The 18,189-nt window shown below is 64.8% G+C and carries 16 protein-coding genes; 10 read left to right on the forward strand and 6 right to left on the reverse strand.

Features of this window, described 5'->3' with window-relative positions:
* Positions 1–161 precede the first annotated feature (161 nt).
* From EH199_RS08605 to EH199_RS08630, 6 genes are all read left to right on the forward strand, one after another.
* Positions 162–1,184, forward strand: coding sequence for a sulfate ABC transporter substrate-binding protein (locus EH199_RS08605; protein WP_292964132.1), 1,023 nt, complete (start codon positions 162–164; stop codon positions 1,182–1,184).
* A gap of 39 nt (positions 1,185–1,223) precedes the next feature.
* The gene (gene cysT / locus EH199_RS08610) at positions 1,224–2,075 is read left to right on the forward strand and encodes a sulfate ABC transporter permease subunit CysT (protein WP_124808846.1); all 852 of its coding nucleotides are present in this window, start codon (positions 1,224–1,226) and stop codon (positions 2,073–2,075) included.
* Complete coding sequence (cysW, locus tag EH199_RS08615; protein ID WP_124808847.1) at positions 2,072–2,914, forward strand: sulfate ABC transporter permease subunit CysW; 843 nt, start codon at positions 2,072–2,074, stop codon at positions 2,912–2,914. Before cysT ends, cysW begins: the two co-directional genes overlap by 4 nt.
* A complete protein-coding gene (locus EH199_RS08620) occupies positions 2,911–3,912 on the forward strand; it encodes a sulfate/molybdate ABC transporter ATP-binding protein (RefSeq protein WP_223806553.1) in 1,002 nt (333 codons plus the stop codon). The genes cysW and EH199_RS08620 overlap by 4 nt, the downstream gene beginning before the upstream one ends.
* Positions 3,909–4,085 carry a YezD family protein gene (locus tag EH199_RS08625; RefSeq protein WP_124808849.1) on the forward strand — a complete coding sequence of 59 codons (177 nt, stop codon included), beginning with the start codon at positions 3,909–3,911 and terminating at the stop codon, positions 4,083–4,085. Before EH199_RS08620 ends, EH199_RS08625 begins: the two co-directional genes overlap by 4 nt.
* A gap of 121 nt (positions 4,086–4,206) precedes the next feature.
* A complete protein-coding gene (locus EH199_RS08630; protein ID WP_124808850.1) occupies positions 4,207–6,705 on the forward strand; it encodes a TonB-dependent receptor in 2,499 nt (832 codons plus the stop codon).
* Positions 6,706–6,764: 59 nt separating this feature from the next.
* On the opposite strand, the gene EH199_RS08635 is transcribed toward EH199_RS08630, so the two are convergent.
* Positions 6,765–7,598, reverse strand: coding sequence for a TIGR00266 family protein (locus tag EH199_RS08635; RefSeq protein WP_124808851.1), 834 nt, complete (start codon positions 7,596–7,598; stop codon positions 6,765–6,767).
* 77 nt (positions 7,599–7,675) lie between these two features.
* Positions 7,676–9,703, reverse strand: coding sequence for a bifunctional diguanylate cyclase/phosphodiesterase (locus EH199_RS08640; protein ID WP_124808852.1), 2,028 nt, complete (start codon positions 9,701–9,703; stop codon positions 7,676–7,678).
* 233 nt (positions 9,704–9,936) lie between these two features.
* Here EH199_RS08640 and EH199_RS08645 point away from each other — a divergent pair, with 233 nt between their 5' ends.
* Positions 9,937–10,575, forward strand: a complete 639-nt coding sequence (locus tag EH199_RS08645) for a TetR/AcrR family transcriptional regulator (protein WP_124808853.1) — start codon at positions 9,937–9,939, stop codon at positions 10,573–10,575.
* Positions 10,576–10,582: 7 nt separating this feature from the next.
* Here the strand turns inward: EH199_RS08645 and EH199_RS08650 are convergent, their stop codons facing one another.
* The 4 genes from EH199_RS08650 to EH199_RS08665 form a co-directional block, all read right to left on the reverse strand.
* The gene (locus EH199_RS08650; RefSeq protein ID WP_223806554.1) at positions 10,583–11,332 is read right to left on the reverse strand and encodes a TetR/AcrR family transcriptional regulator; all 750 of its coding nucleotides are present in this window, start codon (positions 11,330–11,332) and stop codon (positions 10,583–10,585) included.
* Positions 11,333–11,561: 229 nt separating this feature from the next.
* Positions 11,562–13,013, reverse strand: coding sequence for an efflux transporter outer membrane subunit (locus tag EH199_RS08655; RefSeq protein ID WP_124808854.1), 1,452 nt, complete (start codon positions 13,011–13,013; stop codon positions 11,562–11,564).
* Complete coding sequence (locus tag EH199_RS08660; RefSeq protein ID WP_124808855.1) at positions 13,013–14,608, reverse strand: MDR family MFS transporter; 1,596 nt, start codon at positions 14,606–14,608, stop codon at positions 13,013–13,015. The genes EH199_RS08655 and EH199_RS08660 overlap by 1 nt, the downstream gene beginning before the upstream one ends.
* A complete protein-coding gene (locus EH199_RS08665) occupies positions 14,605–15,795 on the reverse strand; it encodes an HlyD family secretion protein (protein ID WP_124808856.1) in 1,191 nt (396 codons plus the stop codon). The genes EH199_RS08660 and EH199_RS08665 overlap by 4 nt, the downstream gene beginning before the upstream one ends.
* A gap of 294 nt (positions 15,796–16,089) precedes the next feature.
* Between EH199_RS08665 and EH199_RS08670 the strand changes: the two genes are divergently transcribed.
* The 3 genes from EH199_RS08670 (at position 16,090) to ahpC (ending at position 17,945) form a co-directional block, all read left to right on the forward strand.
* Complete coding sequence (locus tag EH199_RS08670) at positions 16,090–16,731, forward strand: DUF2239 family protein (RefSeq protein WP_124808857.1); 642 nt, start codon at positions 16,090–16,092, stop codon at positions 16,729–16,731.
* A complete protein-coding gene (locus tag EH199_RS08675) occupies positions 16,728–17,189 on the forward strand; it encodes a DUF1330 domain-containing protein (protein ID WP_124808858.1) in 462 nt (153 codons plus the stop codon). The genes EH199_RS08670 and EH199_RS08675 overlap by 4 nt, the downstream gene beginning before the upstream one ends.
* Positions 17,190–17,381: 192 nt before the next feature.
* Positions 17,382–17,945: an alkyl hydroperoxide reductase subunit C gene (ahpC, locus tag EH199_RS08680; RefSeq protein ID WP_124808859.1), complete on the forward strand. Its 564-nt coding sequence runs from the start codon at positions 17,382–17,384 to the stop codon at positions 17,943–17,945.
* Positions 17,946–18,189: the final 244 nt, after the last annotated feature.

The following is an 18,189-nucleotide window of genomic DNA, read 5'->3' on the forward strand; positions in this document are numbered from 1 at the left end:
GACCGCCACGGTGGGGAGGAGGCGGTCTTTGCGCATGGGCCGCCTCTTTCCAAGGGAGCCGACGGGGGCGTCGATAGTTTGACTTTAGGAGCACACAGAGAGTCTTTAATGTCTATTGAATTAGTTGAGTATATGCAGCGCACATCAACAGGGAGACAATCATGATCAATCGCCGCCTGTTCCTGTCCGCTGCCGCGGCAATGGCCATGACCGTGTCTGCCTGTTCGGGCGGAGCCGGCGGGAATGGCAATGGCATCGTACTGACGAACGTATCCTATGATCCCACGCGCGAACTCTATCAGGCCATCAATCCGGCCTTCGCCACCTACTGGAAGCAGAAGACCGGCAAGGACGTGACCTTCCGGATGAGCCATGGCGGTTCAGGCAAGCAAGGCCGCGCGATCATCGACGGTCTGGAAGCCGATGTGGCCACCCTGGCGCTCGCCTATGACATCGACCAGATCGCGGCGCGCGCCAAGCTGCTGCCGGCGGACTGGCAGAAGGCGCTGCCTGACAATTCGTCACCCTATACCTCCACGATCGTTTTCCTTGTCCGCAAGGGCAACCCCAAGGGCATCAAGGACTGGAACGATCTTGTCCGCCCCGGCGTGCAGGTGATCACGCCAAACCCCAAGACCGGCGGCGGCGCGCGCTGGAACTTCCTGGCCGCCTGGGCCTATGGCCGCAAGGCGGGCGGCTCCGACGCGGCGGCCGAGGATTATGTCCGCAAGCTGTTCGCCAATGTGCCGGTGCTGGATAGCGGCGCGCGGGGCGCGACGACGACCTTCGTCGAACGCGGCATCGGTGATGTGCTGCTGACGTGGGAAAATGAGGCACTGCTGGCCGAAAAGGAAATGGGCAAGGGCAAGTTCCAGATCGTTACGCCGTCGCTGTCGATCCTTGCTGAACCGGCCGTCGCGGTAGTGACGGAGAACGCGAAGAAGCACGGTACGCAGGAAGCGGCCGACGCCTATTTGCGCTATCTCTACACGCCCGAAGCGCAGACCGCGATCGCGCATGCCTTCTACCGTCCGCGTGATGCGAAAGTGGCCGAACAGTTCCGGTCGCAGTTCCCCGCGATCCCGATGGTCACCATCGACAAGGACTTCGGTGGATGGGGTGCCGCGCAGAAGCGGTTCTTCGACGATGGCGGCGTTTTCGACCGCATCACGGCCAAGAAGTAAGTCTCCCTTTCCCTTCCGCAATCGAGCAGGCCACTGCAGATGTCCCGAACCCTTTCCCGCGCGAAAAGCTGGCGCCAGCCTTCCGTCCTGCCAGGCTTCGGCTTGACGTTCGGGGTGACGCTTGCCTGGCTCACGCTGATCGTGCTGGTGCCGTTGGCATCGATCTTCATCCGTTCGGCTGGCATGGGCTGGAGCGAATTCGTGGCTGTGGGCTTTTCGGACCGGGCGCTGGCAGCCTATCGCGTCAGCTTCGGCACGGCCGCCGCCGCCGGGCTGGTAAACGCGGTGTCGGGTCTGCTCGTCGCCTGGGTGCTGGTGCGCTATGCCTTTCCGGGCAAGCGCGTGATCAGCGCGCTGGTCGACCTGCCGTTCGCGCTGCCGACGGCCGTGGCGGGCATCGCGCTGACCGCGCTTTACGCGCCGACCGGCTGGCTCGGGCAGTTCCTTGAGCCGCTGGGCCTCAAGGTGGCCTTTACGCCTGTGGGCATCGTGGTGGCGCTGGTGTTCATCGGCTTGCCTTTCGTGGTGCGCTCGGTCGAGCCGGTGCTCGCCGACCTGGGCCGCGATGTGGAGGAAGCCGCCGCCACGCTGGGGGCAACGCGGTTGCAGACCTTCCGCCGCGTGATCGTGCCCGCGATTGCTCCGGCGCTGCTTACCGGCTTCGCGCTCGCGTTCGCGCGGGGGGTGGGCGAATATGGATCGGTGATCTTCATCGCCGGCAACATGCCGGGCAAGACCGAGATCGCGCCGCTGCTGATCGTGACGCAACTGGAACAGTATGCCTATGCCGGCGCGACCGCGATCGCCACGGTGATGATGCTGGCCTCGTTCCTGATCCTGCTGGTGATCAACCTCATCCAGGCGGCCAGCCGCAGGAGGATGGGCGCATGAGCCGGCCGCGTTCCACCACCGAAGGCCGCCTGACGCAGATCGTGCTGATCGTGCTGGCGCTGGCGTTCCTCGGCGTGTTCCTGCTGCTGCCGCTGATCGTGGTGTTCAGCGAAGCGCTGAAGCAGGGGCTGGGGCCGTTCCTTGATGCCGTCCATACGCCCGATGCCCTGGCGGCGATCAAGCTGACGCTGCTGATCGCGGCCATCAGCGTGCCGCTGAACATGGTGTTCGGCGTGGCGGCAAGCTGGGCGATCACCAAGTTCCACTTTCCCGGCAAGAGCCTGCTCATCACGCTTATCGACCTGCCGTTCTCGGTGTCCCCAGTCGTGTCTGGCCTGATCTTCGTGCTGCTGTTCGGCGCGCAGGGCTGGTTCGGTCCGTGGCTGGCGGCGCACGACCTCAAGATCATCTTCGCGGTGCCAGGCATCGTGCTGGCCACGGTGTTCATCACGTTCCCGTTCGTGGCACGCGAGCTGATCCCGCTGATGATGGAGCAGGGCAAGGATGACGAGGAAGCCGCCGTCTCGCTCGGCGCAAACGGCTGGCAGGTGTTCCGCCATGTTACGCTGCCGAACATCCGCTGGGGCCTGCTTTATGGCGTGCTGTTGTGCAACGCCCGGGCGATGGGCGAATTCGGCGCGGTCTCGGTGGTTTCCGGCCACATTCGCGGCCTGACCAACACGATGCCGCTGCATGTCGAGATTCTCTACAACGAGTACGATTTCGTCGGCGCCTTCGCGGTCGCCTCGCTGCTGGCGCTGCTCGCGCTGGTCACGCTGGTCGCCAAGACCATTCTCGAATGGCGCTTCGACCTCCACCATACGGGAGCAGGGCATTGATCAGGGTCCAGAACGTTACCAAGCGCTTTGGCGATTTCGCCGCGCTGCACGGCATCGATCTCGAAGTCCGTCCGGGCGAGTTCATCGCGCTGCTCGGGCCTTCGGGATCGGGCAAGACCACGCTGCTGCGGATCATCGCCGGGCTGGAGTTCCAGGACAGCGGACAGGTGCTGTTCAGCGGAGAGGACGTTTCCGACCGCAAGGTGGCTGATCGCCACGTCGGTTTCGTGTTCCAGCACTATGCGCTGTTCCGCCACATGACCGTGGCCGACAACGTCGCCTTTGGCCTGACCGTGCGCAAGCGGCGTGACCGTCCTTCGCGCGCGGCCATCGCGGCGCGGGCCGAGGAACTGCTGCGGCTGGTCCAACTCGATGGGCTGGGCGATCGCTATCCGGCGCAGCTTTCCGGTGGCCAGCGCCAGCGTGTGGCGCTGGCGCGCGCGCTGGCGATCGAGCCCAGGCTGCTGCTGCTGGATGAGCCCTTCGGCGCCTTGGACGCAAAGGTCCGCAAGGATCTGCGCCGGTGGTTGCGCGAACTGCACAAGCAGATGGGGCTGACATCGGTCTTCGTCACGCACGACCAGGAAGAGGCGCTGGAACTGGCCGACCGCGTGGTGGTGATGAACAATGGCGTGATCGAGCAGGTCGGCACGCCAGAGGAAATCTACATGCATCCGGCGACGCCGTTCGTCTCGCACTTCGTGGGCGAGACGAACCGCATCCCGGCTGGCCCCGCATCCGGTGGCGCACGCGATGAAGTCCACTTCCGCCCGCATGACGTCGAAGTGGTGCGCGAAGGCGGCGAGGCACTGCTGGTGGACAACGTGTTCCGCAAGGGCGGCGCCTGGCGCGTCGAAGGTGCGCTGGCGGAAGGCGGCCTGATCGTCGAAATCGACATCGATGTCGCGCAACCGCGCCCGAACCCCGGCGAAACCGTTTTGATCCGTCCCGTTCGATCCCGTGTTTTCAATGCCAACCCCGAAGGAGCACAGCCATGAATACCTCTCCCGCTGCGCCCCGCACCGAGGCCGAGCGCCTGCTGGAAGAAAGCATCGCCAGCGTTCGCGAAGCCCTTGCCGGGCTGAAGTACGGCAACGTTTCGTTGACCGTGCATGAGGGTCGCGTCGTTCAGATCGACGTGACCGAGAAGAAGCGCCTCAAGCCCAACTGAGGCGCGTTCCCACCTTTCTGCCGTTCAATCCGAATACCGTTCGTTTCGTCACGCCAATAATCTGATCACACCGCCAACCGGACGACTGGAGGCATCGTGATCCTGCAACAAGGATCCTAAGATGTCCCGTGCTCTCCTGCTGGCGGGAGCCGCGCCCTTTGCGCTGCTCGCCGCTCCCGTACTCGCTCAAGAAGCGCCAGCCCCCGCGACGGCTGAGGCCGAAAGCGTTTCCGCATCCGATAGCGAAAGCGCGGGCGGCAACGCCATCATCGTCACGGCCCGCCGCCGCCAGGAAAACGTCCAGACCGTGCCGTTGGCGATCTCGGTGGTCGAAGCCGTCAAGCTCGACGCGCAGGGCACCTACAACATTGCGCGCCTGACCCAGATACAGCCCACGCTGCAATTCTATTCGCAGAACCCGCGCAACACCTTCATCAACATTCGCGGCATCGGCGCCCCGTTCGGCCTGACCAACGACGGCTTCGAACAGGGTGTGGGCATCTACATCGACGATGTCTATTACAACCGTATTGCCTCGGCGACGCTGGACTTCGTCGATGTGGAGCAGATCGAAACGCTGCGCGGGCCGCAGGGCACGCTCTATGGCAAGAACACCACCGCCGGCGCGATCAACATCACCACGCGGCCGCCCAGCTTCGACTTTGAAGGCAAGGCCGAAATCTCGCTCGGCAACCTGAACTTCAAGCAGGGCAAGGCCTCGATCTCCGGCCCGCTGTCCGACAAGCTGGCCGCGCGCATCAGCGTTACCACGACCAGCCGCCGCGGCACACTGTTCGATACCTACAGCAACACCTGGATCCAGTCGCAGGACAATATCGGCCTGCGCGGATCGCTGCTGTGGAAGCCGACGTCGAGCCTCAACGTCACTCTGTCGGGCGACTGGAACCTGCAGGACCCGATCTGCTGCGCGTTCGCCTATGGCGGCTATGGCCCCACGCAGCGGGCGACGAACCGCCAGTATCCCGCGCTGATCTCGTATTTCCCGGGATACCGGGTGCCCAGCACCAATCCCTATGACCGCCTGACCGACGCCGATGCCGCGCTGTCCGCGCGCAACGAGCACGGCGGCGTTTCGGCCAAGGCGGTGTGGGACATCGATCCCAACAACACGCTGACCTCGATCACGGCGTGGCGCTATTGGGACTGGAGCCCGGCCAACGACCGCGATTACACCGGCCTTGCGGTCTATACCAAGGTCAACAACCCCACCAAGCAGAACCAGTACACGCAGGAGTTCCGCCTCAACCACAAGGGCAAGGGCTACGATTTCGTGGTCGGCCTGTTCGGCTTCCACCAGGATATCCGCACCAGCGGCATCCAGCAGACCGGTCCGGCCGCCAGCAAGTGGCTGCTCAACCCCACCAGCGCGCTGTCGAACAACCCGGCGGTGCTGAACAACCTTGTCGCCATCAATGACATCCGGCTGAACAACACCAGCCTTGCCGCCTATGCCAAGCTGAACTGGGACATCACCGACAGCTTCACCGTGTCGCCGGGCTTCCGCGTCAACTACGACAAGAAGGACGGGCTCTATAATTCCGTCGTCACGGGCACGGCATCGGACGGAACGCGGCAGGTGGTCTCGGCGGTCCCCGGATCGCCGTACTACAACGATCCGTGGACGGCGGCGCAGCGCGGCATCCAGGCGTCGCAGTTCTTCGAGCCCAAGTTCAGCGCCTGGAACGTCTCCTACGACGTGAACCTGCGTTACAAGGTGGGCCGGGACATCAACGTCTACGCAACCTACGCGCGTTCGTTCAAGACTGGCGGCATCAACCTGAACGGCGTGCCGGCGGATGCCAACGGCGCACCGATCCAGGCGGCGGCCACCATCAAGCCGGAAAAGGTCGATCACTTCGAAATCGGCTTCAAGAGCCAGTTCTGGGATCGCCGCGCGACGTTCAACGTCACTGGCTTCTGGACCAACATCAAGAACTTCCAGGCCAACGTCAGCAACGGGCAGTTCGGCACGGTGCGCGGCTATCTGGCGAACGCGGACAAGGTGCGCACGCGCGGCGTGGAGGCCGATTTCTCGATCCGCCCGAGCGATCGCTTCTCGGCCTATGTCAACGGCGCCTTTACCGATGCCAAATACGTGAAGTTCTGCGACGCGCCGCCTCCGCCGGAACTTTCCGGGGGCACCAGCACCGGGATCGTCGCGACAGGCAAGTGCAGCTACACCGGCACGATCGCCGCACCGGGTCAGGTGGGCAACAGCCCGCCGTTCGTCGATGCCTCTGGTCAGGTCTTGCCCGGCGTGTCGAAGTGGGCCTTCGCCTGGGGTGCGGAAGTGAACCAGCCGGCCAAGGTGTTCGGCGAAGAAGGGAAGTTCTACATCGGCTACGATGCCAGCTATCGTTCGCGCTGGTCGTCCAATCCCACGCCGTCGATCTACACCTGGGTCAACGGCTATTCGATCCAGAACTTCCGGGGTGGCTTCCGCACCGAAACGCTGGATGCCTTCCTGTGGGTACGCAACGCGTTCGATCGGAACTACATCGACCTGCTGCTGGCCGGAACGGGCGGCAACACCGGGCTGATCGCTGCGCAGGTCGGCGATCCGCGCACGTTTGGCGGAACCATCCGTCTGAAGTTCTGATCCTTTGCGCGGGGCAGGCCGGCGTTTCCATCCAGGTCCGCCGGCTTGCCCCGAGCGTCTCAGTTATTGCCGTCGATAAAATCGCCGAGCGCGCCCAGGACCGAGCCTTCGCCCCGGTTCTGGCCGCCACGGCTGCCCGAAGCCGCCAGCATCCGCCCGGCTAGTCGGGCGAAGGGCAGGGACTGGATCCAGACCTTTCCCGGCCCGGTCAGCCGCGCGAAGAACAGGCCTTCGCCGCCGAACAGCACGCTGCGCACGCCGCCGGCCGTCACCAGATCGAAATCGACGCCCTGCGTGTAGGCGGCAAGGCAGCCGGTATCGACATGGAGCTGTTCGCCTGGGCCGAGTTCGCGCTCGACCAGCGTGCCGCCCATCTGCACGAAGACCCAGCCGTCGCCGTCCAGCTTCTGCATGATGAAGCCTTCGCCGCCGAACAGGCCGGTCATGACCCGGCGCTGAAAAGCCACGCCGATCGACACGCCGCGCGCGGCGGCGAGGAAGCTGTCCTTCTGGCAGATCAGCGTGCCGCCCACGTCGGACAGCTTGATCGGCAGGATCGAACCCGGCGTGGGGGAAGCGAAGGCGACGCGCGCCTTGCCTTGGCCGTTGTGCGTGAACACGGTGGTGAACAGGCTCTCGCCGGTGACCAGCCGCTTGCCTGCGCCCAGCAGCTTGCCCATGAAGCCGCCGTCACCGCCGCCGCTGCCATCGCCGAACACCGTGGTCATGCCGATCGCGGCGTCCTTCCACACGAAGGCGCCGGCTTCGGCGACGGCGCTTTCGCCGGGGTCCAGCTCGATTTCCAGGAACTGCAGTTCCTGCCCATTGATCTCGAAATCGATGTCGTCGGCCACGCTGGAGTTGCGGGCGTGGTGCCACGGGCTGTTTGCCATGGGAGCCTCCTTGCCAAGAAAGCGCGAAGATAGCCGCTGAACCGGGATGGTACAGTGACGAATTGCCCTGTCGGCGATCAGGCCGGTGGCGTTGGCGCTTCGGCCGCGGCCAGCGCAAAGGCCGCCGTTTCCTCCAGCGGCGGTGCAAGATGGAAGCCCTGGCCGAACGTGCAGCCCATGCTTTGCAGCATCCGGTCCTGTTCCGAGGATTCGATGCCTTCGGCCACCACGGTCAGGCCCAGCTTGCCGGCCAGATCGAGAATGGTCTGGATGATGTCGCGGCTCTTGGGATCGTCGATCGACGCGGTGAAGGAACGGTCGATCTTGAGCGAATCGAACGGCAGGTTCTTGAGGTAGCTGAGCGAGGAATAGCCGGTGCCGAAATCGTCCAGACTGGTCTGCACGCCCCAGGCGCGGATTTCCTCCAGCACGGCGCGCGTGCGCGCGGCATCGATGATGGCCACGCCTTCGGTCACTTCCAGCTTGAGGCAGCGTGGTGGCAATCCGCTGTCCGCGATCGCGCGGCGCACGCTCTGCGTGAAATCCGGCTGGAGGAACTGCTGCGGGGCGATGTTGACGCTGACGAACGGGCGATTGTGCGCGGGCAACAGCCGGTGCAGCCGGGCGAGCGCGGTGCAGGCCTGCCGCATCACCCAGTCGCCGATGAACACGATCAGGCCGCTGGCTTCCGCCGCCGGGATGAAGGCATCGGGCGACAGGGTGCCCCGGGTGGGGTGTGCCCAGCGGATCAAGGCTTCGAAGCCGAGCAGATACGGGGTATCGCCGAGGCAGAAGATCGGCTGGTAAAACAGCAGGAACTGGTTCTCGCGGATCGCTTCCCGCAACTCACGCTCCAGCGCCATGCGGCGGCGGACATCGCTGCCGAGCGCATCGGTGAACGTGACGATCCGGTCCCGTCCGGCGCCCTTGGCTTCGTACATTGCGAGATCGGCGTCGCGGCGGATCTGCTCGATCGAGGTATAGTCGCCGCCGCCGTGGGCGATGCCGATCGATGCTCCCACCGCTACCAACTCGCCATCGATCGGCATCGGTTCGCGCAGCGCGACCAGCAGACGATTCGCGAGAAATTCGGGCAGGCGCCGGTCCGTCAGCATGTCGAGGAGCATGACGAACTCGTCGCCGCCCACCCGCGCCAGAGTGATGCGGGGGGAGGGACCAGGCCATCCGGTCTTGCCGCGCAGCCCGGCGACGACGCGGTTGAAGCGCCGGGCCACCTCGATCAGCAGCGCATCGCCGGCGTGGTGGCCGTGCTTGTCGTTCACCGCCTTGAAGCCATCCAGATCGATGACCATCATCGCCAGATCCTTCCCCGACCGCTGGAGCCGGGCAAAGGCGGCGCGCGCGCGCTCGTCCAGCAGCACGCGGTTGGGAAGGCCCGTCATCGCGTCGTGCCGTGCCTCGTGCAGCAACGCCGTCCGGGCGCGCTCACGTTCCACCACGCGCGCCAGCTGCGTGCTGGCCTGGGTCACGGTCAGCAGGATGTTGTCCTTGTCCACCAGCGGGCGGCGCGAAAAGAACTCCATCACGGCCACCAGTTCTTCGCCGACCAGCACGGGAAAGGCGCAGGCCGATTGCAGGCCGGATTCAAGCGCCAGATCGCGGCGCGGAAACCACTTGTCCTCCACCATCTGGTCGATCCAGTGCGGATGCCGGTCGCGCAGCACCCTTCCGGGCAGGTCTTCCCCGTCTTGCAGGATTTGGCGCCGCGAAGCGTCCATGATCGGGCGGAACCGGTCGGGTTCGGCGGCATAGGTGATGCGGGCCTGCCGGCGCGCCTTGCCTTCAAGATCGATGCGATAGGCGTGGCCCACGTCCCAGTTCATGTGGGCGCAGATTTCCGCCAGCGCGATGCCCAGCGCGGCCTTGAAGTCGCTCGACTGGTTGGAAGCGTCGGTAATCCGCTGGAGCAGCGCCAGGCGAACCTGGTTTTCGTAGAGATCGCGCCAGCTCCGTTCGGCTACCGCCTCGGCTTCGATCCGCGCCTTGCGCTCGCGTTCGAGCAGGTGGCGCAGGCTATCGATCCGCTCGTCCGCCCTTTCGCCGGCTGCGCCCGTTTCCGGCACGGGAAAGACCATGTGTTTCATGACGCCGGGCATATCCGGACAGGCTCGGCCACGATCGCCAGATCCGGCAATGAGGTGGGAAGGAGAACGGTCATGAAGGCCTCGCGGGCTGAACAGGTGTCTCCGCTGTCTGGCAGGCAAAGCCATCGATCCGGTGAAACGCAAGGGACGGGCGGTCCCTTACAGGCCGTTAACCTTGCGGCAGCGGTGTTCTTCGCTGGCGCGGATCGAACGGCTGCTGTTATGGCGCGCGCATGGCGGCAACCGTTTCCCCCTCCCTGTCGACACCGGAACGCCTGCTGGCCGCGGCGGAACGGATCGTCGTGCAGGAAGGCGTCCATGCCCTGACCGTGCGGGGCATTGCCGATGCGGCGGGAGTCAACTCCGCGCTGGTGCGCTATCATTTCGGCGATATGGACGGGCTGTTGCGCGATCTGGCGCTGCGCAACGCGGCGCGGATCGCCGATGCCCGAACCGGCATGCTGGATGCGCTGGAGCGGGAACGGAAGGCCGCTTTCCCCGCCGTCGTCGATGCGCTGGTCGTGCCCCTGTTCGCCTCTGCCGCGATGACTCCCGGTTTCCGCGCGATCGTGGTGCTGGACGAGATGTTCTCGCGCGCGGCGGACAGCATTCACGAGCAGATATGGAGCCTGTTCGCCGAAGGTGTCGATCGCGTCACAAGGATGCTGTCCGCGTGCCAGCCCGAGGTCGATGCGGTGGCTCTCGCCTGGCGTATTCGCTTCGTCACCGCCGCCGCGCTGGATATTCCGCCGCGCGATGACGATCGCTCCCCGCAAGGGGAAAGACGCTCTGCCTATGGCGATGACGGGGATGGCGAGCGGCTGGAACAGTTCCGCTGCTTCGCCCGCGATGCGCTGAACCTGTCCCGCTGAACGCTATCTAGGCGGTGGAAGCGCTGGTGTTCGGGGCGACGGTTGCGGTCCCGGAAAAGAAGAAATGCACATATCTGCGCGACCAGCGTTCATGCGCGACCCTATCCCCGTTCTCTTCGGCGCGCGTGACGCGCGCATGGCCGACGAGTCCTTCCAGCCAGAATTCGGCGGCCGCTGCCGGATCGGGAATATGGATCAGGCCGGTGGCATTCGCTTGGTGGATCAACGCTTCGATGGCGACCAGCGAATGGCGGTAGATCGCGTTGCGGATTTCGCCGCATTCGCCGTCACCTTCCTGATCCATCCAGTCGATCAGGCGTTCTTGCAGAATGCCATCGGGGGAAAGCAGCAGCGACAATACTTCGGTGCTGCGCGCGATGAACGCCTCCATCGGCGGAAGACCCGCGCCCATAGCCGTTATATGGGCGTGCTGGGCTTCGATGCGATGGCGCAAGAGTGCGCCCATCAGTTCCCGCTTGTTGGCAAAGCGGGAATAGATCGTGGCCTTGCCGATATGAGCATGGCGGGCAACGCGATCGAAGGTGAAGCCTTCAAAGCCCTCGGCCAGCAGGACGTCCCAGCTTGCCTCCAGAATCCGGCCGACGATCTGCTCTGCTTCCGCCGCGGATGGACGACCGCGGCGCACGGCGCGGCTTTCGATGCCTTCATCCGCACAAGAGACGATCAGGTCAGTCGGCCCATCTGTCTGTTCAGTGGCGGACGGCTTGCTGCCTTGCGAGCGCTTCTGCGACGTCATACTGGTGCATACCGATGTCGCACGGGGTTTTTTCCGCCGCTCGGTCTGCCGCTGCGCGGTGAACGGGGCAGGACATTACCAGCCCCTCTTGATAGGCCTGCCAGAATCGGCGGCCAAAATCCGAAATCCAGTCCATCCGTCCCAAATCCTCGCCTTGATGGCGTTATGGGTACGGAGAGTGCCTTAGATTTGCGGCGAGTCAAGACGGTATAAACGGAACGAAAACGGCTCATTTCGGCGCTTCCTCCGTCGCCTGCGCGGTCCAGCCAAGGCCCAGTGCCTTTTCCACGGCGACAAAATCGGTGGTCAGCTCGGCGCGTGCCGAGATCGCCGCCATTTCAGCCTGGACGGCTTGACGCTCGGCGGTCAGCGCATCGCTGCGGGAAGCGGTGCCTCCCTGCACGCGCTGTACCTGGAGCGCGTGCGCCCGTGCGGCCTGCGCCTGGCTGTCGAGGGCCTTGCCATAGGCGATACGCTGACCGCCGAAGCGCGTCAGCGAATTTTCCGCGTCCTGCAGGGCTTTCAGGACCGTACCGCGGAACTGCGCCTCCGCTTCGGCATAAGCCCCCTTGGCCGAACGGATCTGCGCGTTAACGCGGCCGCCGTCGAACAGCGACCATTTGATCTGCGGCAGCGCGAGGCCGATGAGGCTCGACGTCTTGAACACGTCGGCAAAGTTCTGCCCGCCAGTGCCAAGCAGGCCGGTGAAGCTGATCTTCGGATATTTGTCCGCCACCCTGGCGCCGACGTCGGCATTGGCGGCGGCAAGCTGGCGTTCGGCCATGCGGATGTCCGGGCGGTTGCGCAGCAAGAGCGCCGGATCGCCCACGGCGACGTCGGCCGGCGGCAGCGGCACCGCGTTCGGAGCGGACAGTAGCGCGTCAAAGGTTCCCGGCTCGCGCCCGGCAAGAACGGCGATCTGATCGATCAGCACGACGATGTCGGCCCGCGTCTTCGCGCGATCCGCCTCGGTTTGCGCGAGTTGGGCCCGAGCCTGCGCCAGCGGCTGTTCCGGTGCAGTGCCGCCCGCCAGCCGTTGCCGGGCCAGGGAGACGAGGTCGCTGTCGATTGCCGCCTGCCGATCGGTCAGTGCCAGCACGGCCTGCTTGGCGCGCAGCGATACGTAGGCGCGCGCGATTTCCGCCGAAAGAGTCACGCGGGCGTCGGCAAGGCCCGCTTCGGCGGCCTCGGCGCGGGCGGAAGCCGCCTCGATCTTGCGTCGCGTGCCGCCGAACAGGTCGATTTCCCATGATGTGTCGAAGCCTGGTGCATAGGCGTGGAACTCCTCGCGTCCCGAATTGCCCAGAATGCTGCCGGGAAGGTTCACATAGGGCACGGCGAACGAAACGCTGGCGGTGGGCAGCAGCGCCGTCTTGTTGGCCTCAAGCCCCGCGCGTGCCTGCGCGATGCGGGCGTTCGCGGCTTGCACGTCGGGCGCGTTCGTCAGCGCGGTTTCGACAACCTGGTCGAGCACGGGATCTCCCAGCGCCTGCCACCAGCGGGCGGTGGGCGCGGCGGCGCTGGTTCCCGCGTCCGCGCGCAGGAAACTGCCGCGCGTGGCAGCGGTATCCGCCACGTTCGGCGCGCCATGGTAGTCTGGCCCGACCGTGGCGCAGCCGCTGACGAGCAGGACGCCGGAAGCGAGCAGGGGAGCGAGGAGAGTTCGGGGGATCGGTCGCATCAGTGCATGGCCGCCATGTTGCGTCCCTTGGGAAGAGGGCGCAGGAAAAGGACGAGCGGGGTCACCACGAGAATGCCCGCCACAAGGAACATGAAATCGTCGTTGAACGCCATCACCATGGCTTCGCGCAGCACCGTGTTGTCGATCTGGCGTATTGCGGCGGCAAGGCCGACCGGACCGCCGCCGAACGTGGCGGAGGTGCTGGAAACCCAGTCCTGCACGGCAAGATCGTTGTTGCCGAGAGCGGAATTCAGCGTCCAGTGATGATAGTCGAGCCGGCGCTCCTGGACGGTCGCCAGCAAGGCAAGCCCGATCGAACCGCCCAGATTGCGCGCGGCGTTGAACAGGCCCGAGGCATCGCCGGCTTCGTCGGGGCGCACCGCCGCGATCGCCGCCTGGTTGAGGAACATCATGCTGAGGACCTGACCCAGTCCGCGAAGAAGCTGGGAATCGACGAAGTCCGAACCCGTGGAGTCCGCGGTCAGCGATGTGTCGATGTAGCACGATGCCATCATCAGCAGCAGGCCGGTGGCGACGATCAGCCGCAGGTCGAACCGGCTGAGCAGGATCGGGAACAGCGGCATCATCATCATGGCGGGAATGCCCGAGATGAACACGACTTGCCCGGCCTGCATCGCGTTGTAGCCGGCGATGGCGGCCAGGAACTGCGGGATCACGTAAGCGGTGCCGTACAGCACCACGCCCAGGATCAGCGCGAGGACGAAGACTGCCGCGAACGTGCGGTTGCGCAGCAGGGCCAGCTTGATCACGGGGCGGCGCGCGTACAGCTGTCCCAGTCCGATCAGCACGAACCCCAGCACGGTGACGGCGGTCAACTGCCAGATCAGCGTGGATTCGAACCACTGTTCGCGATTGCCTTCCTCCAGCACCACGGTCAGCCCGCCGAGGCCGAGCGCCAGGCCCGCGATCCCCAGCCAGTCCGCCTCGATCAGTTCGTCCAGCTTGGGCTTCTGGTCGGCAAGGCCGACGAGCAGCAGCACCATCAGCGCCAGGCAGACCGGAACGTTGATGAAAAAGGCATAGTGCCAGCTGAAGTTCTCGGTCAGCCAGCCACCCGCCAGTGGCCCGAGAACAGGGCCGAGGATGACCGTGGAACCGAACAGCGACGTGCCGATGGGTTGCTGTGACGGAGGCAGACGTGTGGCGATGATGGTCATGGCCGTGGGAATCATCGCGCCGCCGGTAAAGCCTTGCCCGATGCGGCCGATGATCATGCCGGTCAGCGTCGTCGACGTGCCGCACATGATCGAGAAGCCGGTGAACAGGACCGAGGCGATCAGCAGGAACCGGCGCAGGCCGAACACGCGCTCCAGCCAGGCCGTCAGCGGAATGATGACGATTTCGGCGACGAGATAGGCCGTCGAAATCCAGGTGCCTTCGCTGGCGGAGGCACCGATCTCGCCCTGGATGGTGGGAAGCGAGGCGTTGACGATCGAGATGTCGAGCGTGGCCATCAGCGAGCCGAGCGCGCCGGCGGCTACGCCCAGCCAGGCGGTAAGGTCCGCGCGTTCGCGGGCCGGCGGCGGCGCGGGCGGCTGCCCAGCCTGTTCCGCGGGAAGGGTGGCTGCGCTCATGGCCGCTTCGGCGCCTGTTCCTGCTCGCGGCGGATGGATTCGATGGCTCCCTTCGCGGCGGTCGTATCGACCTGGACCGTCAGCGACAGCCCGGGAACCAGGACCCGCTTCGATTCCGGCCCGGAATTGATGCGGATGCGCACCGGCACGCGCTGCACGATCTTGGTGAAGTTGCCGGTCGCGTTCTGCGGCGGGATCAGCGAGAAGTTGGCGCCGGTGCCCGGCGTGATGCTGTCCACCACGCCATGGAACGCCACATCGGGCAGGGCATCGACTTTCACGGTCACCGGCTGGCCTGGCCGCATCAACCCGATCTGGGTTTCCTTGAAGTTCGCTTCCACATAGATTGCGTCGACCGGCACCACCGTCAGCAGGCGCTGACCGGGCTGGACGTACTGGCCGAGCCGGACCGATGAATTGCCGATGCGGCCGGCAATAGGGGCGATGATGCGCGTCGTGGCCATGTCGTTGTTGGCGGCCTGGCGCTGGGCGAGGGCGGCTTCGATCTGGGCGGCGGACTGGTTCGCCTGCGCCTCGATGGTACGAACCTTGTCACGCGCCGCGGCAAGCGCGGCCTGCTTGGAGGCAAGATCGGACGCTGCCTGATCGCGGTTCGAGACGAACTGATCCAGCGTTTGCTTCGGTTCCGCGCCGCTGGCGACAAGCGGACGGAAACGGACGACTTCGCCATTGAGATAGGCAAGCTGGCGCCTGGCGGCGTCTACTGCCGCCGAGGCTTGCCCCACCGCCGAACGCGCTTCCGCGATGCTGGCGACCGACGCCGCCTGCGTGGCGCGCGCCACCTGCACTTGCGCGTCGGACTGGGCAAGGCGCGTCTGGTAGTCGGTCGGATCGATCTGCACGAGCAGCGTTCCCGCCGCGACCGACTGGTTATCCTTGAAGTTCACCGCCCGGACATAGCCGGACAGCTTGGAGCTCACCGTTACCCCGTCCGCTTTCACGTAGGCATCGTCGGTTTCCTGGATGAAGCGGCCGTAGAGGCGATAGTCCGTGTAGGCATAGATTCCATAAGCTGCACCCAGGATCAGCGCGATCAGGCCGATGCGGCGAATGCGCTTGCTGCGTTGACCGTTACCGCTTGACGCAGCGCCGCTCGGATCGACGCCATTCTCGCCGGGCGTCTCGGGAGCAACCGGGCTGGAATCGCTTTCGCTGGGAGCGGTCATCGTGAGTCCTGACAACAAGGTGTAATGGAACGAAACGGTTTTGTTTCGTGAGCGCAATTGGATTGGAACGCGTCGATTTTCAAGTGCAAGTTCTGCAAGTCGATTGCAAAAAACCGTACGTTCAAACGGTAAAGCGTATTTATTTCATATTTTTATGCGCTTGCAACAAGCGTTCGAGCGCGCGTGGGACGGGCGCGCGAGGCATCGCGCTCCTTCGCGACTTATTTTATCCGGGTAATATTGACCGAGAACATTTACCCGGGTAAAAAGCCTCCGACGCAGAAGGAATCCACTATGTCCGACATCACGATTTGCACCGCATTTTGCGGCGCGCGGAAACTGTTCTCCGGCCCGCTGGGCGAAGTCGCCTTGCACGTGAAGCGGGCGCTGGAAGGAGGCGCTGCCGATGCCATCCAGGTTTTCGACGACAGCAGCGGACGGATTGTCGATCTGGACCTGCGCGGCAGCGACGAGGAGATCGTGGCACGTCTTTCTCAACCTGCGCCGGTCTATCGCGGGCGTTACCGTGCCCCAACGGCTTTGTCCGACGCGCTTTCGGCAGGGGAAGGGCAGGCGGGGGAACCGCGTGGACGGGGCCGGCCCCGGCTGGGCGTGGTGGCGCGCGAGGTAACCCTGCTGCCCAGGCAATGGGAATGGCTGGCTGCCCAGCCCGGAGGCGCTTCGGCTACCCTGCGCCGTCTGATCGACAGCGAGCGGAAGAAACCCGATACCCGCCAGCAACGGCGCCGCGCGCAGGAGGCGGCCTATCACTTCATGCTGGCGATGGCCGGCGACCTGCCCGGTTACGAGGATGCGACACGGGCGCTGTTTGCGGGAGACCTGGGGGCATTGGAGCGGCATATCGCGGAATGGCCAGAGGACGTCAGGATGCATGTTCTGCTGTTGGTGCGCGCTGATGGCGGTGCGGAAGGATGACGGATACGTCCACCCCTCATTTCGATGTGTCGCCGGCGGCCGGCATGCTGTTCGTCCGGCGCGGGATTGCGGGTAGCGTCGTCATGCTGAACCTGCTGCGGTTTCGCGCCGTTGCGGACTACGCGGCGCATCCGGAACTTGCGCCGGCATCGCCGATCGGCGGAAGCGAGGCATTCGGGCGGTACATCGCGCATACCCTTCCGCACCTGCGCGCGAGCGGCGGGGATATCCTGTTCCTGGGGCAGGGCGGCCCTTTCCTGATCGGGCCAGAGTCCGAACGATGGGACATGGCGATGCTGGTGCGCCAGAGCAGCGTTTCCGCGTTCCTCGCCTTTGCCGAAAACGAGACTTACCTCGCTGGCATCGGTCATCGCGTGGCGGCGCTCGAGGATGCCAGGCTGTTGCCGCTGGAGGAAATGTCGCTTCGGGGGCACGCCGTGGCGGGGGCGCTATCGTAAGGGCGACAGCGACGGAGCATCTGTCTCTGCCGTGCCACAGGAATGTGATCGACAGGTTCCGATCAGGCGAGCCATTGATCGACGCAATCAATCAAAGTGGCCGGAATTGATCATTGGAAATTGCGAACGGGAGTCGCTAGCTCACCCTCGTATCCAGTTTACCAACGACGAATCAGAAGGAAATCGTCTGTCATGTCTCTGATCGGAACCACGCTTAAGCCGTTCAAAGCCGAGGCCTATCGCCAGGGCAAGTTCGAAACCGTTACCGACGCCGACGTGAAGGGCAAGTGGGGCGTGTTCTTCTTCTATCCGGCGGACTTCACGTTCGTCTGCCCGACCGAACTGGAAGACCTTGCCGACAAGTATGCCGAGCTTCAGGGTCTGGGCGTCGAAGTGTACTCGGTTTCGACCGACACGCATTTTTCGCACAAGGCCTGGGCCGACACCTCGCCGGCGATCGGCAAGATCCAGTACTACATGCTGGGTGACCAGAACCACGACCTGTCGAACAACTTCGACATCCTGCGCGTGGGCGTGGGCCTGGCCGATCGCGGCACCTTCGTCGTTGATCCGGACGGCGTGATCCAGCTCGTCGAAATCACGCCCGAGGGCGTGGGCCGCAATGCGAGCGAACTGGTGCGCAAGATCAAGGCAGCCAAGTACTGGCGTGAAAACCCCGGCCAGGTCTGCCCGGCCAAGTGGGAAGAAGGCGCCGAAACGCTGGCTCCTTCGATCGACCTCGTCGGCAAGATCTGATGGGTTGGGCCGGGCGGGTTTCCCGTCCGGCCACCCTCTTCATCGAGACCTTTCTACCGGAGATCGGCGTGCCCTGCATGATCCGCCCGTCCTGAGCTTTCCCGAGAATTGCCGTTCCATATGTGGACGGCTCCCTCTTGCAAGGGCTGAACGGAAAATTTGATCGGATCGCTTGCTTCCATATGTCCGGCCTTTCGGTGCGGTCGCACGTGACCGCTGGCCAAGATGGTTTCCGCGGTGTGTG

The organism is Novosphingobium sp. LASN5T (assembly GCF_003856955.1).
GTDB lineage: Bacteria > Pseudomonadota > Alphaproteobacteria > Sphingomonadales > Sphingomonadaceae > Novosphingobium.

Excerpts from the sequence above, each read along its gene's own strand:
- EH199_RS08605 (WP_292964132.1), top strand. The coding sequence starts at position 162 with ATGATCAATCGCCGCCTGTTCCTGTCCGCTGCCGCGGCAATGGCCATG.
- cysT (WP_124808846.1), top strand. The coding sequence starts at position 1,224 with ATGTCCCGAACCCTTTCCCGCGCGAAAAGCTGGCGCCAGCCTTCCGTC.
- cysW (WP_124808847.1), top strand. The coding sequence starts at position 2,072 with ATGAGCCGGCCGCGTTCCACCACCGAAGGCCGCCTGACGCAGATCGTG.
- EH199_RS08625 (WP_124808849.1), top strand. The coding sequence starts at position 3,909 with ATGAATACCTCTCCCGCTGCGCCCCGCACCGAGGCCGAGCGCCTGCTG.
- EH199_RS08630 (WP_124808850.1), top strand. The coding sequence starts at position 4,207 with ATGTCCCGTGCTCTCCTGCTGGCGGGAGCCGCGCCCTTTGCGCTGCTC.
- EH199_RS08635 (WP_124808851.1), bottom strand. The coding sequence starts at position 7,598 with ATGGCAAACAGCCCGTGGCACCACGCCCGCAACTCCAGCGTGGCCGAC.
- EH199_RS08640 (WP_124808852.1), bottom strand. The coding sequence starts at position 9,703 with ATGAAACACATGGTCTTTCCCGTGCCGGAAACGGGCGCAGCCGGCGAA.
- EH199_RS08645 (WP_124808853.1), top strand. The coding sequence starts at position 9,937 with ATGGCGGCAACCGTTTCCCCCTCCCTGTCGACACCGGAACGCCTGCTG.
- EH199_RS08650 (WP_223806554.1), bottom strand. The coding sequence starts at position 11,332 with ATGACGTCGCAGAAGCGCTCGCAAGGCAGCAAGCCGTCCGCCACTGAA.
- EH199_RS08655 (WP_124808854.1), bottom strand. The coding sequence starts at position 13,013 with ATGCGACCGATCCCCCGAACTCTCCTCGCTCCCCTGCTCGCTTCCGGC.
- EH199_RS08660 (WP_124808855.1), bottom strand. The coding sequence starts at position 14,608 with ATGAGCGCAGCCACCCTTCCCGCGGAACAGGCTGGGCAGCCGCCCGCG.
- EH199_RS08665 (WP_124808856.1), bottom strand. The coding sequence starts at position 15,795 with ATGACCGCTCCCAGCGAAAGCGATTCCAGCCCGGTTGCTCCCGAGACG.
- EH199_RS08670 (WP_124808857.1), top strand. The coding sequence starts at position 16,090 with ATGTCCGACATCACGATTTGCACCGCATTTTGCGGCGCGCGGAAACTG.
- EH199_RS08675 (WP_124808858.1), top strand. The coding sequence starts at position 16,728 with ATGACGGATACGTCCACCCCTCATTTCGATGTGTCGCCGGCGGCCGGC.
- ahpC (WP_124808859.1), top strand. The coding sequence starts at position 17,382 with ATGTCTCTGATCGGAACCACGCTTAAGCCGTTCAAAGCCGAGGCCTAT.